Annotated in this window: 22 protein-coding genes and 1 pseudogene; 12 read left to right on the top strand and 11 right to left on the bottom strand. The window is 61.0% G+C overall.

Going from position 1 to position 12,124, the window contains the following annotated elements; all coding sequences use genetic code 11:
• Positions 1-76 precede the first annotated feature (76 nt).
• Positions 77-325: a hypothetical protein gene (locus E8A46_RS18590; RefSeq protein ID WP_291564034.1), complete on the bottom strand. Its 249-nt coding sequence runs from the start codon at positions 323-325 to the stop codon at positions 77-79.
• Between the two features lie 117 nt (positions 326-442).
• On the bottom strand, positions 443-571 hold the full coding sequence (locus E8A46_RS18585) for a hypothetical protein (protein WP_291564031.1): 129 nt from the start codon (positions 569-571) through the stop codon (positions 443-445).
• 173 nt (positions 572-744) lie between these two features.
• Between E8A46_RS18585 and E8A46_RS18580 the strand changes: the two genes are divergently transcribed.
• The 3 genes from E8A46_RS18580 (at position 745) to E8A46_RS18570 (ending at position 2,229) form a co-directional block, all read left to right on the top strand.
• A complete protein-coding gene (locus E8A46_RS18580) occupies positions 745-972 on the top strand; it encodes a hypothetical protein (protein ID WP_291564101.1) in 228 nt (75 codons plus the stop codon).
• 136 nt (positions 973-1,108) lie between these two features.
• Entirely contained in the window at positions 1,109-1,921 is an 813-nt protein-coding gene (locus tag E8A46_RS18575; RefSeq protein WP_291564028.1) for a hypothetical protein, read from the top strand.
• 38 nt (positions 1,922-1,959) lie between these two features.
• On the top strand, positions 1,960-2,229 hold the full coding sequence (locus E8A46_RS18570; RefSeq protein WP_291564025.1) for a hypothetical protein: 270 nt from the start codon (positions 1,960-1,962) through the stop codon (positions 2,227-2,229).
• A gap of 51 nt (positions 2,230-2,280) precedes the next feature.
• On the opposite strand, the gene E8A46_RS18565 is transcribed toward E8A46_RS18570, so the two are convergent.
• Together E8A46_RS18565 and E8A46_RS18560 are read right to left on the bottom strand one after the other, a co-directional pair.
• Positions 2,281-3,114, bottom strand: coding sequence for an HD domain-containing protein (locus E8A46_RS18565; RefSeq protein WP_291564022.1), 834 nt, complete (start codon positions 3,112-3,114; stop codon positions 2,281-2,283).
• Between the two features lie 221 nt (positions 3,115-3,335).
• Entirely contained in the window at positions 3,336-4,124 is a 789-nt protein-coding gene (locus tag E8A46_RS18560) for an SDR family oxidoreductase (protein ID WP_291564019.1), read from the bottom strand.
• Between the two features lie 227 nt (positions 4,125-4,351).
• On the opposite strand from E8A46_RS18560, the gene E8A46_RS18555 reads away from it, so the two are divergent.
• Both E8A46_RS18555 and E8A46_RS18550 read left to right on the top strand, forming a co-directional pair.
• Complete coding sequence (locus tag E8A46_RS18555; protein WP_291564016.1) at positions 4,352-4,585, top strand: hypothetical protein; 234 nt, start codon at positions 4,352-4,354, stop codon at positions 4,583-4,585.
• A 9-nt stretch (positions 4,586-4,594) separates the two neighbouring features.
• Positions 4,595-4,771: a hypothetical protein gene (locus E8A46_RS18550; RefSeq protein WP_291564108.1), complete on the top strand. Its 177-nt coding sequence runs from the start codon at positions 4,595-4,597 to the stop codon at positions 4,769-4,771.
• Positions 4,772-4,850: 79 nt separating this feature from the next.
• On the opposite strand, the gene E8A46_RS18545 is transcribed toward E8A46_RS18550, so the two are convergent.
• The gene (locus E8A46_RS18545; protein ID WP_291564013.1) at positions 4,851-5,315 is read right to left on the bottom strand and encodes an isoprenylcysteine carboxylmethyltransferase family protein; all 465 of its coding nucleotides are present in this window, start codon (positions 5,313-5,315) and stop codon (positions 4,851-4,853) included.
• Positions 5,316-5,544: 229 nt separating this feature from the next.
• Here E8A46_RS18545 and E8A46_RS18540 point away from each other — a divergent pair, with 229 nt between their 5' ends.
• From E8A46_RS18540 to upp, 7 genes are all read left to right on the top strand, one after another.
• The gene (locus E8A46_RS18540) at positions 5,545-5,811 is read left to right on the top strand and encodes a hypothetical protein (RefSeq protein WP_291564011.1); all 267 of its coding nucleotides are present in this window, start codon (positions 5,545-5,547) and stop codon (positions 5,809-5,811) included.
• Between the two features lie 225 nt (positions 5,812-6,036).
• Complete coding sequence (locus E8A46_RS18535; protein WP_291564007.1) at positions 6,037-6,276, top strand: hypothetical protein; 240 nt, start codon at positions 6,037-6,039, stop codon at positions 6,274-6,276.
• Between the two features lie 87 nt (positions 6,277-6,363).
• Entirely contained in the window at positions 6,364-6,699 is a 336-nt protein-coding gene (locus tag E8A46_RS18530) for a cytochrome c (protein ID WP_291564004.1), read from the top strand.
• 199 nt (positions 6,700-6,898) lie between these two features.
• Entirely contained in the window at positions 6,899-7,111 is a 213-nt protein-coding gene (locus E8A46_RS18525; protein ID WP_291564001.1) for a DUF1427 family protein, read from the top strand.
• Between the two features lie 107 nt (positions 7,112-7,218).
• The gene (locus tag E8A46_RS18520; RefSeq protein ID WP_291563998.1) at positions 7,219-7,611 is read left to right on the top strand and encodes a YciI family protein; all 393 of its coding nucleotides are present in this window, start codon (positions 7,219-7,221) and stop codon (positions 7,609-7,611) included.
• 90 nt (positions 7,612-7,701) lie between these two features.
• Entirely contained in the window at positions 7,702-7,968 is a 267-nt protein-coding gene (locus tag E8A46_RS18515) for a hypothetical protein (RefSeq protein ID WP_291563996.1), read from the top strand.
• A 142-nt stretch (positions 7,969-8,110) separates the two neighbouring features.
• Positions 8,111-8,746 (top strand): uracil phosphoribosyltransferase, encoded by a 636-nt coding sequence (upp, locus tag E8A46_RS18510; protein WP_291564098.1) that lies wholly within the window; start codon positions 8,111-8,113, stop codon positions 8,744-8,746.
• A 17-nt stretch (positions 8,747-8,763) separates the two neighbouring features.
• On the opposite strand, the gene E8A46_RS18505 is transcribed toward upp, so the two are convergent.
• The 6 genes and pseudogenes from E8A46_RS18505 to E8A46_RS18480 all read right to left on the bottom strand — a co-directional run.
• Entirely contained in the window at positions 8,764-8,913 is a 150-nt protein-coding gene (locus tag E8A46_RS18505; RefSeq protein ID WP_291563992.1) for a hypothetical protein, read from the bottom strand.
• A gap of 98 nt (positions 8,914-9,011) precedes the next feature.
• Positions 9,012-9,647, bottom strand: a complete 636-nt coding sequence (locus E8A46_RS18500; protein WP_291563990.1) for a class I SAM-dependent methyltransferase — start codon at positions 9,645-9,647, stop codon at positions 9,012-9,014.
• Positions 9,614-9,958 (bottom strand): rhodanese-like domain-containing protein, encoded by a 345-nt coding sequence (locus tag E8A46_RS18495; RefSeq protein ID WP_291563988.1) that lies wholly within the window; start codon positions 9,956-9,958, stop codon positions 9,614-9,616. The genes E8A46_RS18500 and E8A46_RS18495 overlap by 34 nt, the downstream gene beginning before the upstream one ends.
• 27 nt (positions 9,959-9,985) lie before the next feature.
• Complete coding sequence (locus E8A46_RS18490) at positions 9,986-10,447, bottom strand: hypothetical protein (RefSeq protein WP_291563985.1); 462 nt, start codon at positions 10,445-10,447, stop codon at positions 9,986-9,988.
• 132 nt (positions 10,448-10,579) lie between these two features.
• A complete protein-coding gene (locus E8A46_RS18485) occupies positions 10,580-11,272 on the bottom strand; it encodes a substrate-binding domain-containing protein (protein WP_291563983.1) in 693 nt (230 codons plus the stop codon).
• A 157-nt stretch (positions 11,273-11,429) separates the two neighbouring features.
• Positions 11,430-12,124: pseudogene (locus E8A46_RS18480) on the bottom strand (glutamine synthetase); the annotation flags it as partial.

Raw genomic sequence — 12,124 nt, 5'->3', positions numbered from 1 at the left:
CGCCCTTCGCCAAAATTAGAAAGACGGGTTACGCCGTCGGCTAACCCGCCATATCTGATCAGCGCGGTAGCGGCGCTCAGGCGCCCTTTTCGCACTTCTTCATGAAGCTGTTCTTCGCGGCACCCGAAAGCGGCTTGCCATCCGAACTCACCGCCTTGGTCGCGCAGCTGTCGGCCATGCATTTTTTCATGAATGAGGTCTTTGCCGCGCCCGCGAGCGGCTTGCCGTCCTTGCCGACCGCCTTGCTATCGCACGTCTCCTGCGCGAGCGCGGCGCCGCCGGCAAACACCGTGACCAACGCGGCCAACATGATTTTCCTGAGCATGGTTCTCTCCCTTGCGTGGTTGCAACGATCGAATTTGATCCCAGCCATCTGTTTTGAGCAAGGGGCTGAAAAACTCCGCTCAATCCGCCATTCGCCCAGAGGGCCTCGTCTCAAAACCTACTTCGGTGGCTGGAGACCTGGGCTGGTCGCCCACTTCTCCATGTTTTCGAAGGCCTGTTCATGGCTCGGACGCCTGGATGGTTTTTGCGCTTGGGGATTTTGTGGAGGCTTGTTTTCCTTGTCCATCGGCGCTCTCCTTTGTCTTGAAGGTTACACCGGTCAAGGTGAAGCTCAAATGAACAACTTATTGATTTTACACGCGCATTTTACTCAATTGAGGTGATCTTTGCTGTTGGCGGAACCTGAGTGCCGGTGGCGGAGTTAGGTGCTTACTCAATTGTCTAACCTTGGGTGCGGCAATGACTGATATCCGCCGTGAGCGCTTGCAAATCATGCTCTCTCCCAGCGAATTGGCCGTCGTCGACGACTTTCGTTTCAAACACAGGATGCCGACGCGCGCTGCGGCGGTACGGGAGCTCTTGAGACTTGGCCTGACCGTTCGACCGACCAATGGCGACGGTCAGAAATCGAGCCACTATGGAATTTTCCGCCGGGGCTCGGACGGCCATCGCGGAGAAGGCGCCTGATCTTCGTCGGGCCCCGAGCCAGGCTCGAAAGCGCGCCCGCTGACTCCGGAAGAATTCCGTTCCCGCTCGCCAAAACCAATCTATAATTCTCGTCGTCCCCCCGCTGGGTCGTATCGCGGTGGGAGGCCGGCGGAAAATGTCTTCAGATCCGAACACCAAATGGCGCGTACGGATAGCCCTGCTGTCGTTGTTCGCCTTCGCGGCTGTGGCTTCGGTCGGGGCTTATGTCGTTGCCGATCTCGGTAAACTGCAGGACAATATTGCCGCGCGTGAAAGCCAGGCGGCATTGCAAGGCATCACCGACTTAAGCCAGATCGATGCGGCGCTCAGCCAGCATCCCACCAATAAATTCCTGCGGATAATGGCGATGGCGACCCGGGCCGCGGATGAAGCCAACGCAGCCATCGAAAATTTGTCCAGCGCAATCGAGCCAGCGGAGATTTCAAAAACCAGCAATCTGGGGGCGGTGAGCCGGAGCGATCTCGAGGCATTGCGCCGCGATCTGAAAACGGCGGAAACCAATGCGACGACGCTCGCGCCGCGCGCCACCGCGGTGCTGAAAGCCGAACGCGACACTATCGAAAGATACGCCCTCTCGCTCCATCTGGAAAAAGATTACAGTCGCAGCTTGCTGGAGCACATCGACAAGCGGCACGCGGAAATGGCGGCCTTCACTTCCAGCCTATCGTCGGCGCGCGCCGACTTTTATCGCGCCTACCAAAATTATGTCGGGGTTCTGGTCGGGGAATTTGGCAGCTATAAGGTCGTTGGCGGCCAGTTCATATTCCCGTTGCAGCGCACCGTGGACCGTTACAATGTCGCGGCCCAGGCGATGACCAATGCCGCCAGGCATGTCACTGAACTGGACGAAGAAGGAAAACGACTGCGGGCGTCGCGGCAGGCGCGATGGTTGCAATTTGTCAGAAGTGAATTCATCAGAGCTGAATGACTTGATACTTTCCAGCGGGTGTAGCCCGGAGTTCGAAAATGAGTGAATCCGACAAAGCAAGAGAAGTCATGGCAGCGTTGAAGCTGGCGGAACACGAGCCGGCGCCAAAAGCGCTGCCGATCCTGAACGGGCTTGTCGGGCTCGTCAAAGGCGACCAGGAACAGCGGCTGGAAGTTGAAGAAGCCCGATCCAGCGCTTTTTTGGCGATTTGCGAAGTCGGGAAAGCATTGCACCGCGGACAGCCCGCGGACGGTTTATGGGGCGCGGCCATCGACGCGACCGAGCGGTGGATGGCGCTGGCAAGGTGAGCAGCCCGTATCGGGCGCTCGCGCCACCCGTCGCCTATTACACCCTCCGCGCTAATTTTGCGGGCCGGAAAGCGAGATCTCGCGTTCGGCACGGAAGACATTGGCATAAAGGCTCGCAATCCACTGACGTCCGCTCGATGTCATATTGAGATAGCGTATTTCAGTCTGAATATGGGGCGCCACGATATTCCAGTAAAATTGCGGATAGCGGTTGACGATGTCGGCGGGCGATTCATAGCCAAGCTGGCGGTTCATGCCTACTTCCTCAAACTCGTGGTAGAGCGCGTTGGCTTTCCTGATGTAGTTGGGGTCGCCGAGTTGTCCGATGAAATCCGCCGCCCGAACGATCGAGGCTTCCTCGTCATATTGCTGACCCTCGCGGGGAGGAAATCTGGTGCCCTCGATCGCATCGGCAATGCGCTGCTTGTCGAGCGGCGTGCCGTCGAGTCTCTGCATCACGTAAAGCTTCGATCGGTCGACATGGTGGAGCATCAGCCCGGCGTCCGATGAACCGCGCGGCAGGGTTATCTTATTGCCTTTGGAATCGATCACGAATCCGTCCGCGTCGTCGTCCCGGAACAGGCCGCGCACATAGCCTATGTCGTGAGCAAGGCAAGCGACGATGACGTGCGCGTAATCGTCCGCGGGCATACGGGCATGCAACGCACGGCCGCGGAGAATATCATGTGCCGCAAGTGTTACGAGCAGCGTGTGCTCGACATTGTGGTAGAGAGCGTCGCTATTTCCAATGCATTCGAGCGCGACGCGAGCGGCAGCAGGCACCATCTCCACCAGCGGCGTCTGCGATGAATCAAACCGCCGGCGCATGTAGGAGCGAAGAAAATCCTCCAGCGCGTCCGCCGCCAACTCCGGTAAAGTCATCATCGATGCTGCCCTGCTTCGCCAACCTTCTCGCGCCAGCTCCCGACTTCTCATTCATCCCCGATCGACTCCAGCATAGCGCAACTTGGGTGCTGTGACCAAACGCAGAAAGATCGCTTGCGAAGAAAAAAGCTGTTGCGGCGCAGCTATTCCGTTGCCGTGGACTCGATGCTGGAAAGGATGATTAGCCTCGGGGGCCGCACTTCGCAGCAACCCTGGCCTCCCTAGAGATCATCAAGCGCCGGAGGATCGAACCAGTTCGTCAGTGACAGACCGCCGTCGACCACGATTGCAGCGCCGGTGACGTAGGCCGACACCCGGTTCGACAGCACCGCGAGCGCCATGGGCGCGAGGTCTTCGCTGCGGCCGAGGCGACCGAGCGGGATGTGTCGCGCCAACGCGGGATCGGCGACAAAGCCGCCGGCCGCAATGGCGCCGGGCACCAGCGCATTGACCCTGATTCCAAAGCGGCCGAAGGTCCTGGCCAATTCCTTGACCAGCATCGCGAGCGCGGCCTTCGACGTTGAATAGTGCGGCAGGTTGCGCGGCGTGCCGGCATGGAGCGAGGTCAGGAACAGGAACGAGCCCGGCTGCTGCGCTGCGATGAGTTTTCGCGCGAGCTCGCGTGCGAGGTGGAAGCCGGCATCAACATTGACCGCCCGCATCTGCTCCCAGGTCTCGCGGCTGACCGCCAATGCATGATCGGCCTCGCGCCGCGGAGGCGACGCGCTGTGCACGAAGTGGGTCACCTGCCCGACGGCGGATTGCGCCTCCGCCAGCAGCGCATCGCATGCGCCGGGATCAGCGAGGTCGCAGACCCAGGGCACCGCCAGTTCCGGCCGGGGCGAGGCTTGGACCGCTGCCGTGACCGTCTCCCGGTTCACGTCGGCGAACACGGTCCGCACGCCTTCGCCAACGAGAGCTTGCGCGATGGCCCGTCCAATGCCGTTGCCCGCACCGGTGACCAGCGCCGCCTCGTGTGCCGGATCGAATGGCGTGTTCAGCAGGCTCATGCGGGTCGAAACTCCCAGCGATAAAATTCAGCGTGAGCTTGACGTCGGCAGCTCACGGGAATGGTCAGCATAGCATGCGATTATTCGCCCCGGCGGCGCAACTCGCACGCGCGGCCCGGGTTCCGCCGACCTCCGTAGTTTCCCCTATCGGAATGACCCGGATTTTGCGCTGGGATTGCGGCTGCTATCCTCACGGCGTCGATTCGTTTTCCGAGAGGTGGCGTGACATGACACAGGTCTATTTCCACTGCACCAACACCGAAGGCGTGTGGATTGATCGGCGCGGCGCCGCCATCGGCAATCTGGCCGAGGCGCGGGACCACGCCGCCCTCGTGGTGCGCTCGCTCCTGATGGCGCCCAGCGCCGAAGACTGGCGCGACTGGGTCCTGCATGTCAGCGACGATATCGGCGAAGAAATCTTCTGCCTGCCCTTCGCCTCCCTGCTTGGCAAACCGCATTGAGAGCGCAGCATGTTTGTCACGTTGTTGATGCCGCTTTTGCAGCGCCTGAATACGACCATGGCGCAGTGGCACAGGCTGTTCCAAACTGCCTGCAATCCCTACCGGCCCGAGCTTCATTACATGCGCGGACCCGGCCCGAAATGGCACGCCAAGCATCAGCGCCGCACCGATAGCGGTGCGCTTTAAGGTGCGAAGCCGTGAGGCCCGGGAACTCAGATTTCTCGGCGACGGCATTGTGCGGATTTGAGTGGCGTGAAGCGGGCTCTCATAGCCAACGTCGGACGCGAGCCTTGTAAGCCTCGTACGCGGAACCGAACTTGGCCTGCATTACCCGCTCTTCCGGAATGATCTGGAAGCGCGTGATATAGAGCACAAAAAACAACGGGCCGAGCAGAAGCCAGGCGTTCGAAAGCAGCACCGCGAAGGCGGCAAGCAGCATCGTTAATCCGACATACATGGGATTGCGGGTGAACGCGTAAATGCCCGTCGTCACCAGCGACGAGGCGTTGTCGATTGCGACCGGATTGATCGTGGTAGCCGCCCGGCGGAACGAGAAGAAGGCCAGACCGTCGACGCCGACGCCGACGACGAGCAGCACGCCGACAAGGCCGTAGCGGATACCGGCGGAAATGGGGATTGTGGGCGTGACCCAGGAACAGGCCCACATCGCAAGCCCGGTAACCACCATCACGATCGGCGGTGGAATGCGGTTTTCGACGGCTGTCACCATGGTTGCTTCCTTCCCTGGATGGTAGCGCAGACCCAAAGTTCATGAAACCGCACCCGGCAACAGGCTGTTGCCCGGAAGTCGATCGGCCGCAAAACCGGCAAGTTCTCGTCACCACCGCTCCCGCATTTTCCAGTTATTAAGCAAACGCTTACACGGAAAACATCGCGACCAAAAATTGTCACAATCATTTTTATGAAAAAGCATTCGTCTTAGAGATGGAGAACCTCCCATGCGGGTCGTATGCTTGATCTTCGCTGGTTCGATCGCCGCTCTCGCCGGGCTGACGGCGCCCGCGCCGGCGAAGAATTCCAATTCCCCTGCCAATGCCAATGCCCAGAAGATCGAGGACGCGCCCGTTGCCCATGGCTGCCACGCCTACCAGCAGGCGCCCGATGGGTCGTGGACACCGCTCCCGTGCCAGGAGGCCAGCCCCCCGGCGCCGGCGCCAACGCGCGGCAAGTCCGCGGCGCATCATCCCGATGAAGACTCGCGCTGAAATGTGAACAGACGGCGGTCGCGTCGAACCCGCCTTCGTCGACGCCGCCGGGGTCGCCGGAAAATATTTCGGCGTCGCGCGGAGGGGCCTCCCGAACGCGTCCTCCAGCCATGTGCTCCTTGATAGAGGTCAATGCGACTGGCCGGCTTTTGCCTTTACTTGCGAGATTCGATTGGTCTGCAAGCGCAACAGCTTGTCCGACATCGCTCAGGAGGAAGAAAAGCCATGAAAGAGCCGGGACTGGATCATCGCCACCGGGACAAGAATGGTGAAATCAGCCGCAAACACGGCAATACCCTGGTGCGGACATTGCGAAAACTTTACGGCGCCGGTTTCGCACCCGGATGCTCCGACGAAGACAAGCTGAGCGATGTCCTCCACAAGTTCGACGAAGCATCGCTGAGCCAACTTCACCGCGATCACGATGGACGGCTGCTTGAGGGCAAGATCAAGTCGCTCTCGTAACGGTCCGTATCTTTCAGCCAAGACGTCCTGCCGCACTGGCCGGGCACAAACGCGTGCGGCAGCAGGCCGGCATCATCGAGAGCAGCCATGAAGATTTTTTGTCTTATCCTCTTGATGATGTGCAGCTCGAGCAAGGCCGGTCATGCCCTCGATTCCGAGCAGCAACGGGGCAAAGCCCTGCTCGAAACCCTGTGCGGACGGTGTCACGCCGTGAGCGCGACAGGCCGCAGCCCACACGTCGATGCCCCGCCATTTCGCACCTTTGGAGACGATAAGCTCTACGACAATGATTTCGGACAACGCCTGCAGGACGGCCTGACCACCATTCATCCGGACATGCCGGCTTTCCGATTTAGCCGGACCGATGCCGAGGCTGCGGTCAACTATCTCAAATCCCTTCAAGCGCACAAAAGGCCAAAATGACTGGCGCCGGCCTGACATGCGGAGTTGATCATGGGCCGCGCGGCGGCGTGATCTGACGTCATTGCCTGCGACAAACGCCGAGCGTTTGCGCAAGGGAGCCCAAGCGAGCCAACGGGTCACGCCAATGCGCGCGACCGACAAATCGGCTATCCATCCACCACTGGCTCGCGCAGCAGGCGCAACGGCACGGAGTTTTTCCATGAATGCATTCGTTGTTTCGCTGGCGATGGGCGGTATCGTCGGCATTGTCTACGGATTGACCGGCGTGCGCTCGCCGGCTCCGCCGATCATCGCGCTGGTCGGACTATTGGGGATGGTCCTCGGCGAGCAGGCCGTGACGTTCGCGAAGGCCCATTTTTCGCAGCATGCGCCCGATCAGAGCGGCTGTCCGGAAGATCGTCACGACCCGTAGGGGCGCTAGGTTGGCTCCAGACCACCGGTTTAGGAAAAAATGTCGGGACCGGTCGCCCACAAACGTCCTCTGGATTGTCCGCCACCCCAACCCGAAAGCAGCCACCCATGCTCTATGCTATTTTGGCCTATCACGACGAAGAAGAAGTCGCCTCCTGGACCAGCCAGGAAGATGCTGCACTGATGCGCGATCTGAACAAGATACACGACCGCCTGACGCAGGAAGGACGCCTCGGACCGGCGGCGCGGCTGGGGGCGACCCAAGGCGCCTGCGTGCTGCGCGGCCGGGGCAAGGGCGTCGTGACCGACGGGCCCTTCACCGAGTCCAAGGAGCAGCTGCTCGGCTTCTACGTCATCGACTGCGCCGACCGGAACGGCGCCATCGCCGCCGCGCGTGAGCTGCGTGACGTCAATCCCGGCGCCATCTACGAAATCCGCCCGGTTTTGCTCTATCTGCCCGGCGCGCCATTTCCGGTGACCGACCAGCCGAACCCGGATTGAACCCCCTCGCCTGCGCACGTGACTAACCAGGGATTTTCTATCCCTTCAGTCGCGTGCCCGCCCGTCAAAAGCTTGCGAAAGATGTTTCCGATGCCGCCCATCCTGATCCCCGGCTTTTTTCTCCTGATCGGACTGTACTCGCTCTGGGCGCTCACGAACGAACTCAGGACGGGCATTGCGACCAGCAACCGGAGCACCATCGATGTGCGGGAAAACCCCGGCGGGTTTTATCTTCTCATCTGCATCAAGGCCGCGTTTGTCTGCTTTGCCGTCGCCGTGCTGCTGAATGCGTTCGGGCTGATCGGCGACCCCTTTATCTGGATGCGTCAGAACCTGCCCTTTCTGATGCCGAGCTAGACCCCGCTCGCGGCAGTGGATAGCCTGCCGGCGCGGGCAGAAACCCTTATCGACAAGGTGCTAAAAGCGCATATGCAAGGCGGCGCGGGCCACACCGCGGAACGCCGCTTTAGCCCGCGTCACCTCGCCAGGAGAATGCATGATTTCAGCCAGTGCCGTTAATCTCGTCAGCCACCCCCTCGTCCAGCACAAGCTCACGCTGATGCGCGACCGCGACCGCTCCACCAAGGGGTTTCGGGAGCTTTTGAACGAGATCGGCATGCTGTTGTGCTATGAAGTCACCCGCGATTTGCCGCTCGAGATGGTCAACATCGAGACGCCGCTGCTGCCGATGAAGGCGCCGAAGATCGCCGGCAAGAAACTGACCTTCGCGCCGATCCTGCGCGCCGGCGTCGGCTTTCTCGACGGCATGCTCGCGCTGGTTCCCTCCGCCCGCGTCGCGCATATCGGCCTCTACCGCGATCCCCAAAGCTTGCAGGCGGTCGAATACTACTTCAAGGCGCCAAGTGATCTGTCGGACCGCACCGTGATCCTGATGGATCCGATGCTGGCCACCGGCAATTCGGCCTGCGCCGCGGCTTCGCTGCTGAAGACGCGCGGCGCCCGCGACATCCGCTTTGTCTGCCTGCTGGCGGCGCCCGAAGGCATCGCGCATTTCCAGAGTGAGCATCCGGACGTCCCGGTCTGGACCGCGGCGGTCGACGACCGGCTGAACGACCACGGCTATATCCTGCCGGGCCTTGGCGACGCCGGCGACCGCATGTACGGCACCAAATAGCCTGGCGGAGCCTGCCGCTAATGCCGTTTGAAATACTGCACCGCGCGCTCGTGCTTCTCAGCGGCCGCGCGCGACTTGAAGGTGCCGAGATTGCGGCGCTTGCCGGTCTTCGGATTGAGCTTCCGGGAATAGAGCCGGTACTCGCCTGATCTCAATTTGCGGATCATCGGAAATTGGCTCGCTTGGCAAAACCTCCAGCAATAATCGCGATCGCCCGTCCCGGGTTCCGCCGGCGCCATGCTCCGAAATACGGCGTTTGAGCGAACTATCTGCGGGCGGTCAGGCCTATCACCGCGGACATCCCGCTGTGGGCGGGGCCTTCCCGCATCTCGCGCTCCTCTTCGACGATCCTCACGTCATGAAAATCGCGGAAAGCCTCTTCCAGCATCTGGCGCGTATAGAGATTTTCGATCTTCTTCGGTCCGCCGGTATTGAATTGCAATTGCCGTGGCGTGTAGCCCTGCAAGATGAAAAGCCCGCCCGGCTTCAAGGTGTTGTGAACGCCTTGCCACTTTTTGAGTCGTTCGGTCGGCGAGCTGAACTGCGTGAAAATATCGATGACGACATCGAACGCCTCGGGGGGATAGCTCCAGGAATGGATGTCCGCCCTGACCAGGTCGATCTTTACACCCCGCTCTTTTGCGAGCGAGGTTGCCTTGCGTTGGGCCGACTCGGAAAAATCAAGGCAAACGACGCTCAACCCCTGCTCTGCCAGCCAGACGCCGTTGCGACCCTCACCGTCGGCAATCGCAAGCGCCTTGCCCGACGCCGGCAGAAGCTCTCTGCAGGATTGCAGGAAATAGTTTGGCTCCCTGCCAAAAATGAATTCGGGAACGCTGTAGCGGCTCTCCCAGGTATCCTGCTCGCTCATACGACTACCGGCCCTTTGCGCGACCGCCACCCCGACATGCCGGCCGCATAATGTCGCGCATCCTCGACGCCGGCGGCCTTCATTTTTTTCAAGGCGGCAGCAGACCGCCCGCCCGCCTGACAGATCAGCACGACCTGCCGTCCCCTGGGTACCCGGGCGGGATCGAATTTCGACAAGGGAAGGTTGATTGCGCCTGGGATATGCCCGCCCGCGTATTCGTTCGACTCACGCACATCCACGACCGTGTACTTTTCGCTTTGATGTCCGTGCAGCAATTCCTCGTGCTCGATGACCGAAGGGCTGGCTGTATTCATAAACCTCGCTAAAATCCGTGCCAACATCGATTTTCCTTTGCTGTTTCCAGGCCTTCACTTGCCCTGCGGCGCGAATTGCTGGTCGCTGAAGGGTGACGTATCCGGCACGCGCATGACGATATAACCGCGCCCGATCGATTGATGGCAGGCGTTGCATCCGCTGGTCAAATCGGCATAGACCTTGGCGAATTTTTTGCCGTCCTTCGCCTCGATCGCATCTGCCACCGACTGAACCGGTTGTGCCATGGTCGTGACATTGTTCACGGGAATCCCCTCATAGAGCAAGGCGGCCTCCACCAGGCCTGCCTTGAGCTGGCGAAGCTCGTAGGCCGCCAAGTCCCAGTTTGCGGACTTGCCAGCGAACCACAGTTTCATGTGCCGCGTCTGCACGGTGTTCATGATATCGCCGAGTCGCGGCACATACGACCCGGACGGCGGCACGTTGACCCCGGTCTGGGCCGTGGCCACCAGCGGAGCAGCGCAAACCATCAGCACCATCAATCCACGCCATTTCATGTCACACTCCATGCTTCCAAGCTCAATCGCGCTGACAATGGGCCGCGCGCGTTTGTTGGAAAACTAGCCTCTCCTGCCGGAAACCACCTTGCGTTTGATCAAGGAAGCAGGCGCTTCGTCCTATGCCCGATTTTACAGGCAGGGCTCCAGCCCGGACTCGCGCAGCGCCGGCGCGGCCTCCGCCGAGGCGAGATATTTCAACAGCCGGTCGCACTGATCAACCTTCTCGGACGCTGCCAGGCGCCCGGCGGAAAACACCGCGGGGCTCTGCAGCTGAAGCGGGATCGGGCCGACAATTTCGACACCCGCGACCTGCTTCAGCTCGCTGATCTGCTGCACCGCGAGGTCCGCCTCGCCCGACACCAGGCGCTCGGCAGTAAAGCCCTGCGGAACGATGGTGGCGCGGGCATTAATCTCGGCGCCGATTCCGAGCTGCGCAATCAGTTGCGCGAAGAAAATGCCGCTGGCGCCGAGGCGCGAATAGGCGATCGATCGCGCCCCAAGCAGCGTGGCACGGAGGGCAGCCTCGGTCGCGATATCAGGATGATCGGCACCGGCCTTCACCGCGAGGCCGACAAAGGAGCGGGCGAGGTCAACACAGCTTGACGCGACCACGCCACCTTTCGCAGCAAGTCCAGCAAGCCCCTCGCGTGTCAGAATGACGACGTCGGCGGCCTCGCCGCCACCCAAGCGATCCAGCAGCGCAATCGTTGGCGCGAAATCGGCTTCGATGCGCGCCCCGTCGGCCGCCTCATATTTCCCCGCAAGGCTGCGAACCGCACCCATCAGGGCAAGCGTCGAAAGCAGACGTACCGTATTCCCCATCCCCTGATCCCTGCGCTCCGTCGCAATGCGGTTGCTTCTAGCACGGTAATATCAGGCCTTAAACGCAATGATCCGCCAAAGCTTGCGCCTTGGCGGATCAGGTAGTGGCAGGGACGTCGCACGCACCACAAAGGGTGCGGGAGGTATGTCGCCCGGCTTACGCGGCGGCCGCCTTGGCGGCGGTCGGAACGGAAGCGATCGTCTTCAGGATCTGCGAAGCGATCTGGTAGGGGTCGCCTTGCGAGTTCGGGCGGCGGTCTTCGAGATAACCCTTGTAGCCGTTATTGGCGAAGCTGTGGGGCACCCGGATCGAGGCGCCACGGTCCGCGATACCGTAGCTGAAGGTATCGATCGACGCGGTCTCGTGCTTGCCGGTCAGGCGCATGTGGTTGTCCGGGCCGTAGACCGCAATGTGATCGGCGCGGTTGTTCTTGAAGGCTTCCATCAGCTTCTCGAAATAGTCCTTGCCGCCTACTTCGCGCATGTATTTGGTAGAGAAGTTGGCGTGCATGCCGGAGCCGTTCCAGTCGGTGTCACCGAGCGGTTTGCAGTGGAACTCGATATCGACGCCGTACTTTTCGGTCAGGCGCAGCATCAGATAGCGGGCCATCCACATTTCGTCGGCGGCGCGCCTGGAGCCTTTTCCGAAGATCTGGAATTCCCACTGGCCCTTCGCGACTTCAGCGTTGATGCCTTCGTGGTTGATACCGGCGGCGAGGCAGAGGTCGAGATGCTCTTCCACCATCTTGCGCGCGACGTCGCCGACATTCTTGTAGCCGACGCCGGTATAATACGGGCCCTGCGGCGCCGGATAGCCAGCCGCGGGAAAGCCGAGCGGACGGCCGTCCTTGT

Source organism: Bradyrhizobium sp., from assembly GCF_004799445.1.
In the GTDB taxonomy this organism is placed as follows: domain Bacteria; phylum Pseudomonadota; class Alphaproteobacteria; order Rhizobiales; family Xanthobacteraceae; genus Bradyrhizobium.
Note: the sequence above shows the minus strand (reverse complement) of the source record. Positions and strands in the feature narration are given on the sequence as shown.

Excerpts from the sequence above, each read along its gene's own strand:
- E8A46_RS18545 (WP_291564013.1), bottom strand. The coding sequence starts at position 5,315 with ATGGTGACAGCCGTCGAAAACCGCATTCCACCGCCGATCGTGATGGTG.
- E8A46_RS18565 (WP_291564022.1), bottom strand. The coding sequence starts at position 3,114 with ATGATGACTTTACCGGAGTTGGCGGCGGACGCGCTGGAGGATTTTCTT.
- E8A46_RS18490 (WP_291563985.1), bottom strand. The coding sequence starts at position 10,447 with ATGAAATGGCGTGGATTGATGGTGCTGATGGTTTGCGCTGCTCCGCTG.
- E8A46_RS18535 (WP_291564007.1), top strand. The coding sequence starts at position 6,037 with ATGAAAGAGCCGGGACTGGATCATCGCCACCGGGACAAGAATGGTGAA.
- E8A46_RS18580 (WP_291564101.1), top strand. The coding sequence starts at position 745 with ATGACTGATATCCGCCGTGAGCGCTTGCAAATCATGCTCTCTCCCAGC.
- E8A46_RS18585 (WP_291564031.1), bottom strand. The coding sequence starts at position 571 with ATGGACAAGGAAAACAAGCCTCCACAAAATCCCCAAGCGCAAAAACCA.
- E8A46_RS18540 (WP_291564011.1), top strand. The coding sequence starts at position 5,545 with ATGCGGGTCGTATGCTTGATCTTCGCTGGTTCGATCGCCGCTCTCGCC.
- E8A46_RS18505 (WP_291563992.1), bottom strand. The coding sequence starts at position 8,913 with ATGATCCGCAAATTGAGATCAGGCGAGTACCGGCTCTATTCCCGGAAG.
- E8A46_RS18560 (WP_291564019.1), bottom strand. The coding sequence starts at position 4,124 with ATGAGCCTGCTGAACACGCCATTCGATCCGGCACACGAGGCGGCGCTG.
- E8A46_RS18550 (WP_291564108.1), top strand. The coding sequence starts at position 4,595 with ATGTTTGTCACGTTGTTGATGCCGCTTTTGCAGCGCCTGAATACGACC.
- E8A46_RS18530 (WP_291564004.1), top strand. The coding sequence starts at position 6,364 with ATGAAGATTTTTTGTCTTATCCTCTTGATGATGTGCAGCTCGAGCAAG.
- E8A46_RS18570 (WP_291564025.1), top strand. The coding sequence starts at position 1,960 with ATGAGTGAATCCGACAAAGCAAGAGAAGTCATGGCAGCGTTGAAGCTG.
- E8A46_RS18575 (WP_291564028.1), top strand. The coding sequence starts at position 1,109 with ATGTCTTCAGATCCGAACACCAAATGGCGCGTACGGATAGCCCTGCTG.
- E8A46_RS18555 (WP_291564016.1), top strand. The coding sequence starts at position 4,352 with ATGACACAGGTCTATTTCCACTGCACCAACACCGAAGGCGTGTGGATT.
- E8A46_RS18520 (WP_291563998.1), top strand. The coding sequence starts at position 7,219 with ATGCTCTATGCTATTTTGGCCTATCACGACGAAGAAGAAGTCGCCTCC.
- E8A46_RS18495 (WP_291563988.1), bottom strand. The coding sequence starts at position 9,958 with ATGTTGGCACGGATTTTAGCGAGGTTTATGAATACAGCCAGCCCTTCG.
- E8A46_RS18525 (WP_291564001.1), top strand. The coding sequence starts at position 6,899 with ATGAATGCATTCGTTGTTTCGCTGGCGATGGGCGGTATCGTCGGCATT.
- E8A46_RS18485 (WP_291563983.1), bottom strand. The coding sequence starts at position 11,272 with ATGGGGAATACGGTACGTCTGCTTTCGACGCTTGCCCTGATGGGTGCG.
- E8A46_RS18515 (WP_291563996.1), top strand. The coding sequence starts at position 7,702 with ATGCCGCCCATCCTGATCCCCGGCTTTTTTCTCCTGATCGGACTGTAC.
- E8A46_RS18590 (WP_291564034.1), bottom strand. The coding sequence starts at position 325 with ATGCTCAGGAAAATCATGTTGGCCGCGTTGGTCACGGTGTTTGCCGGC.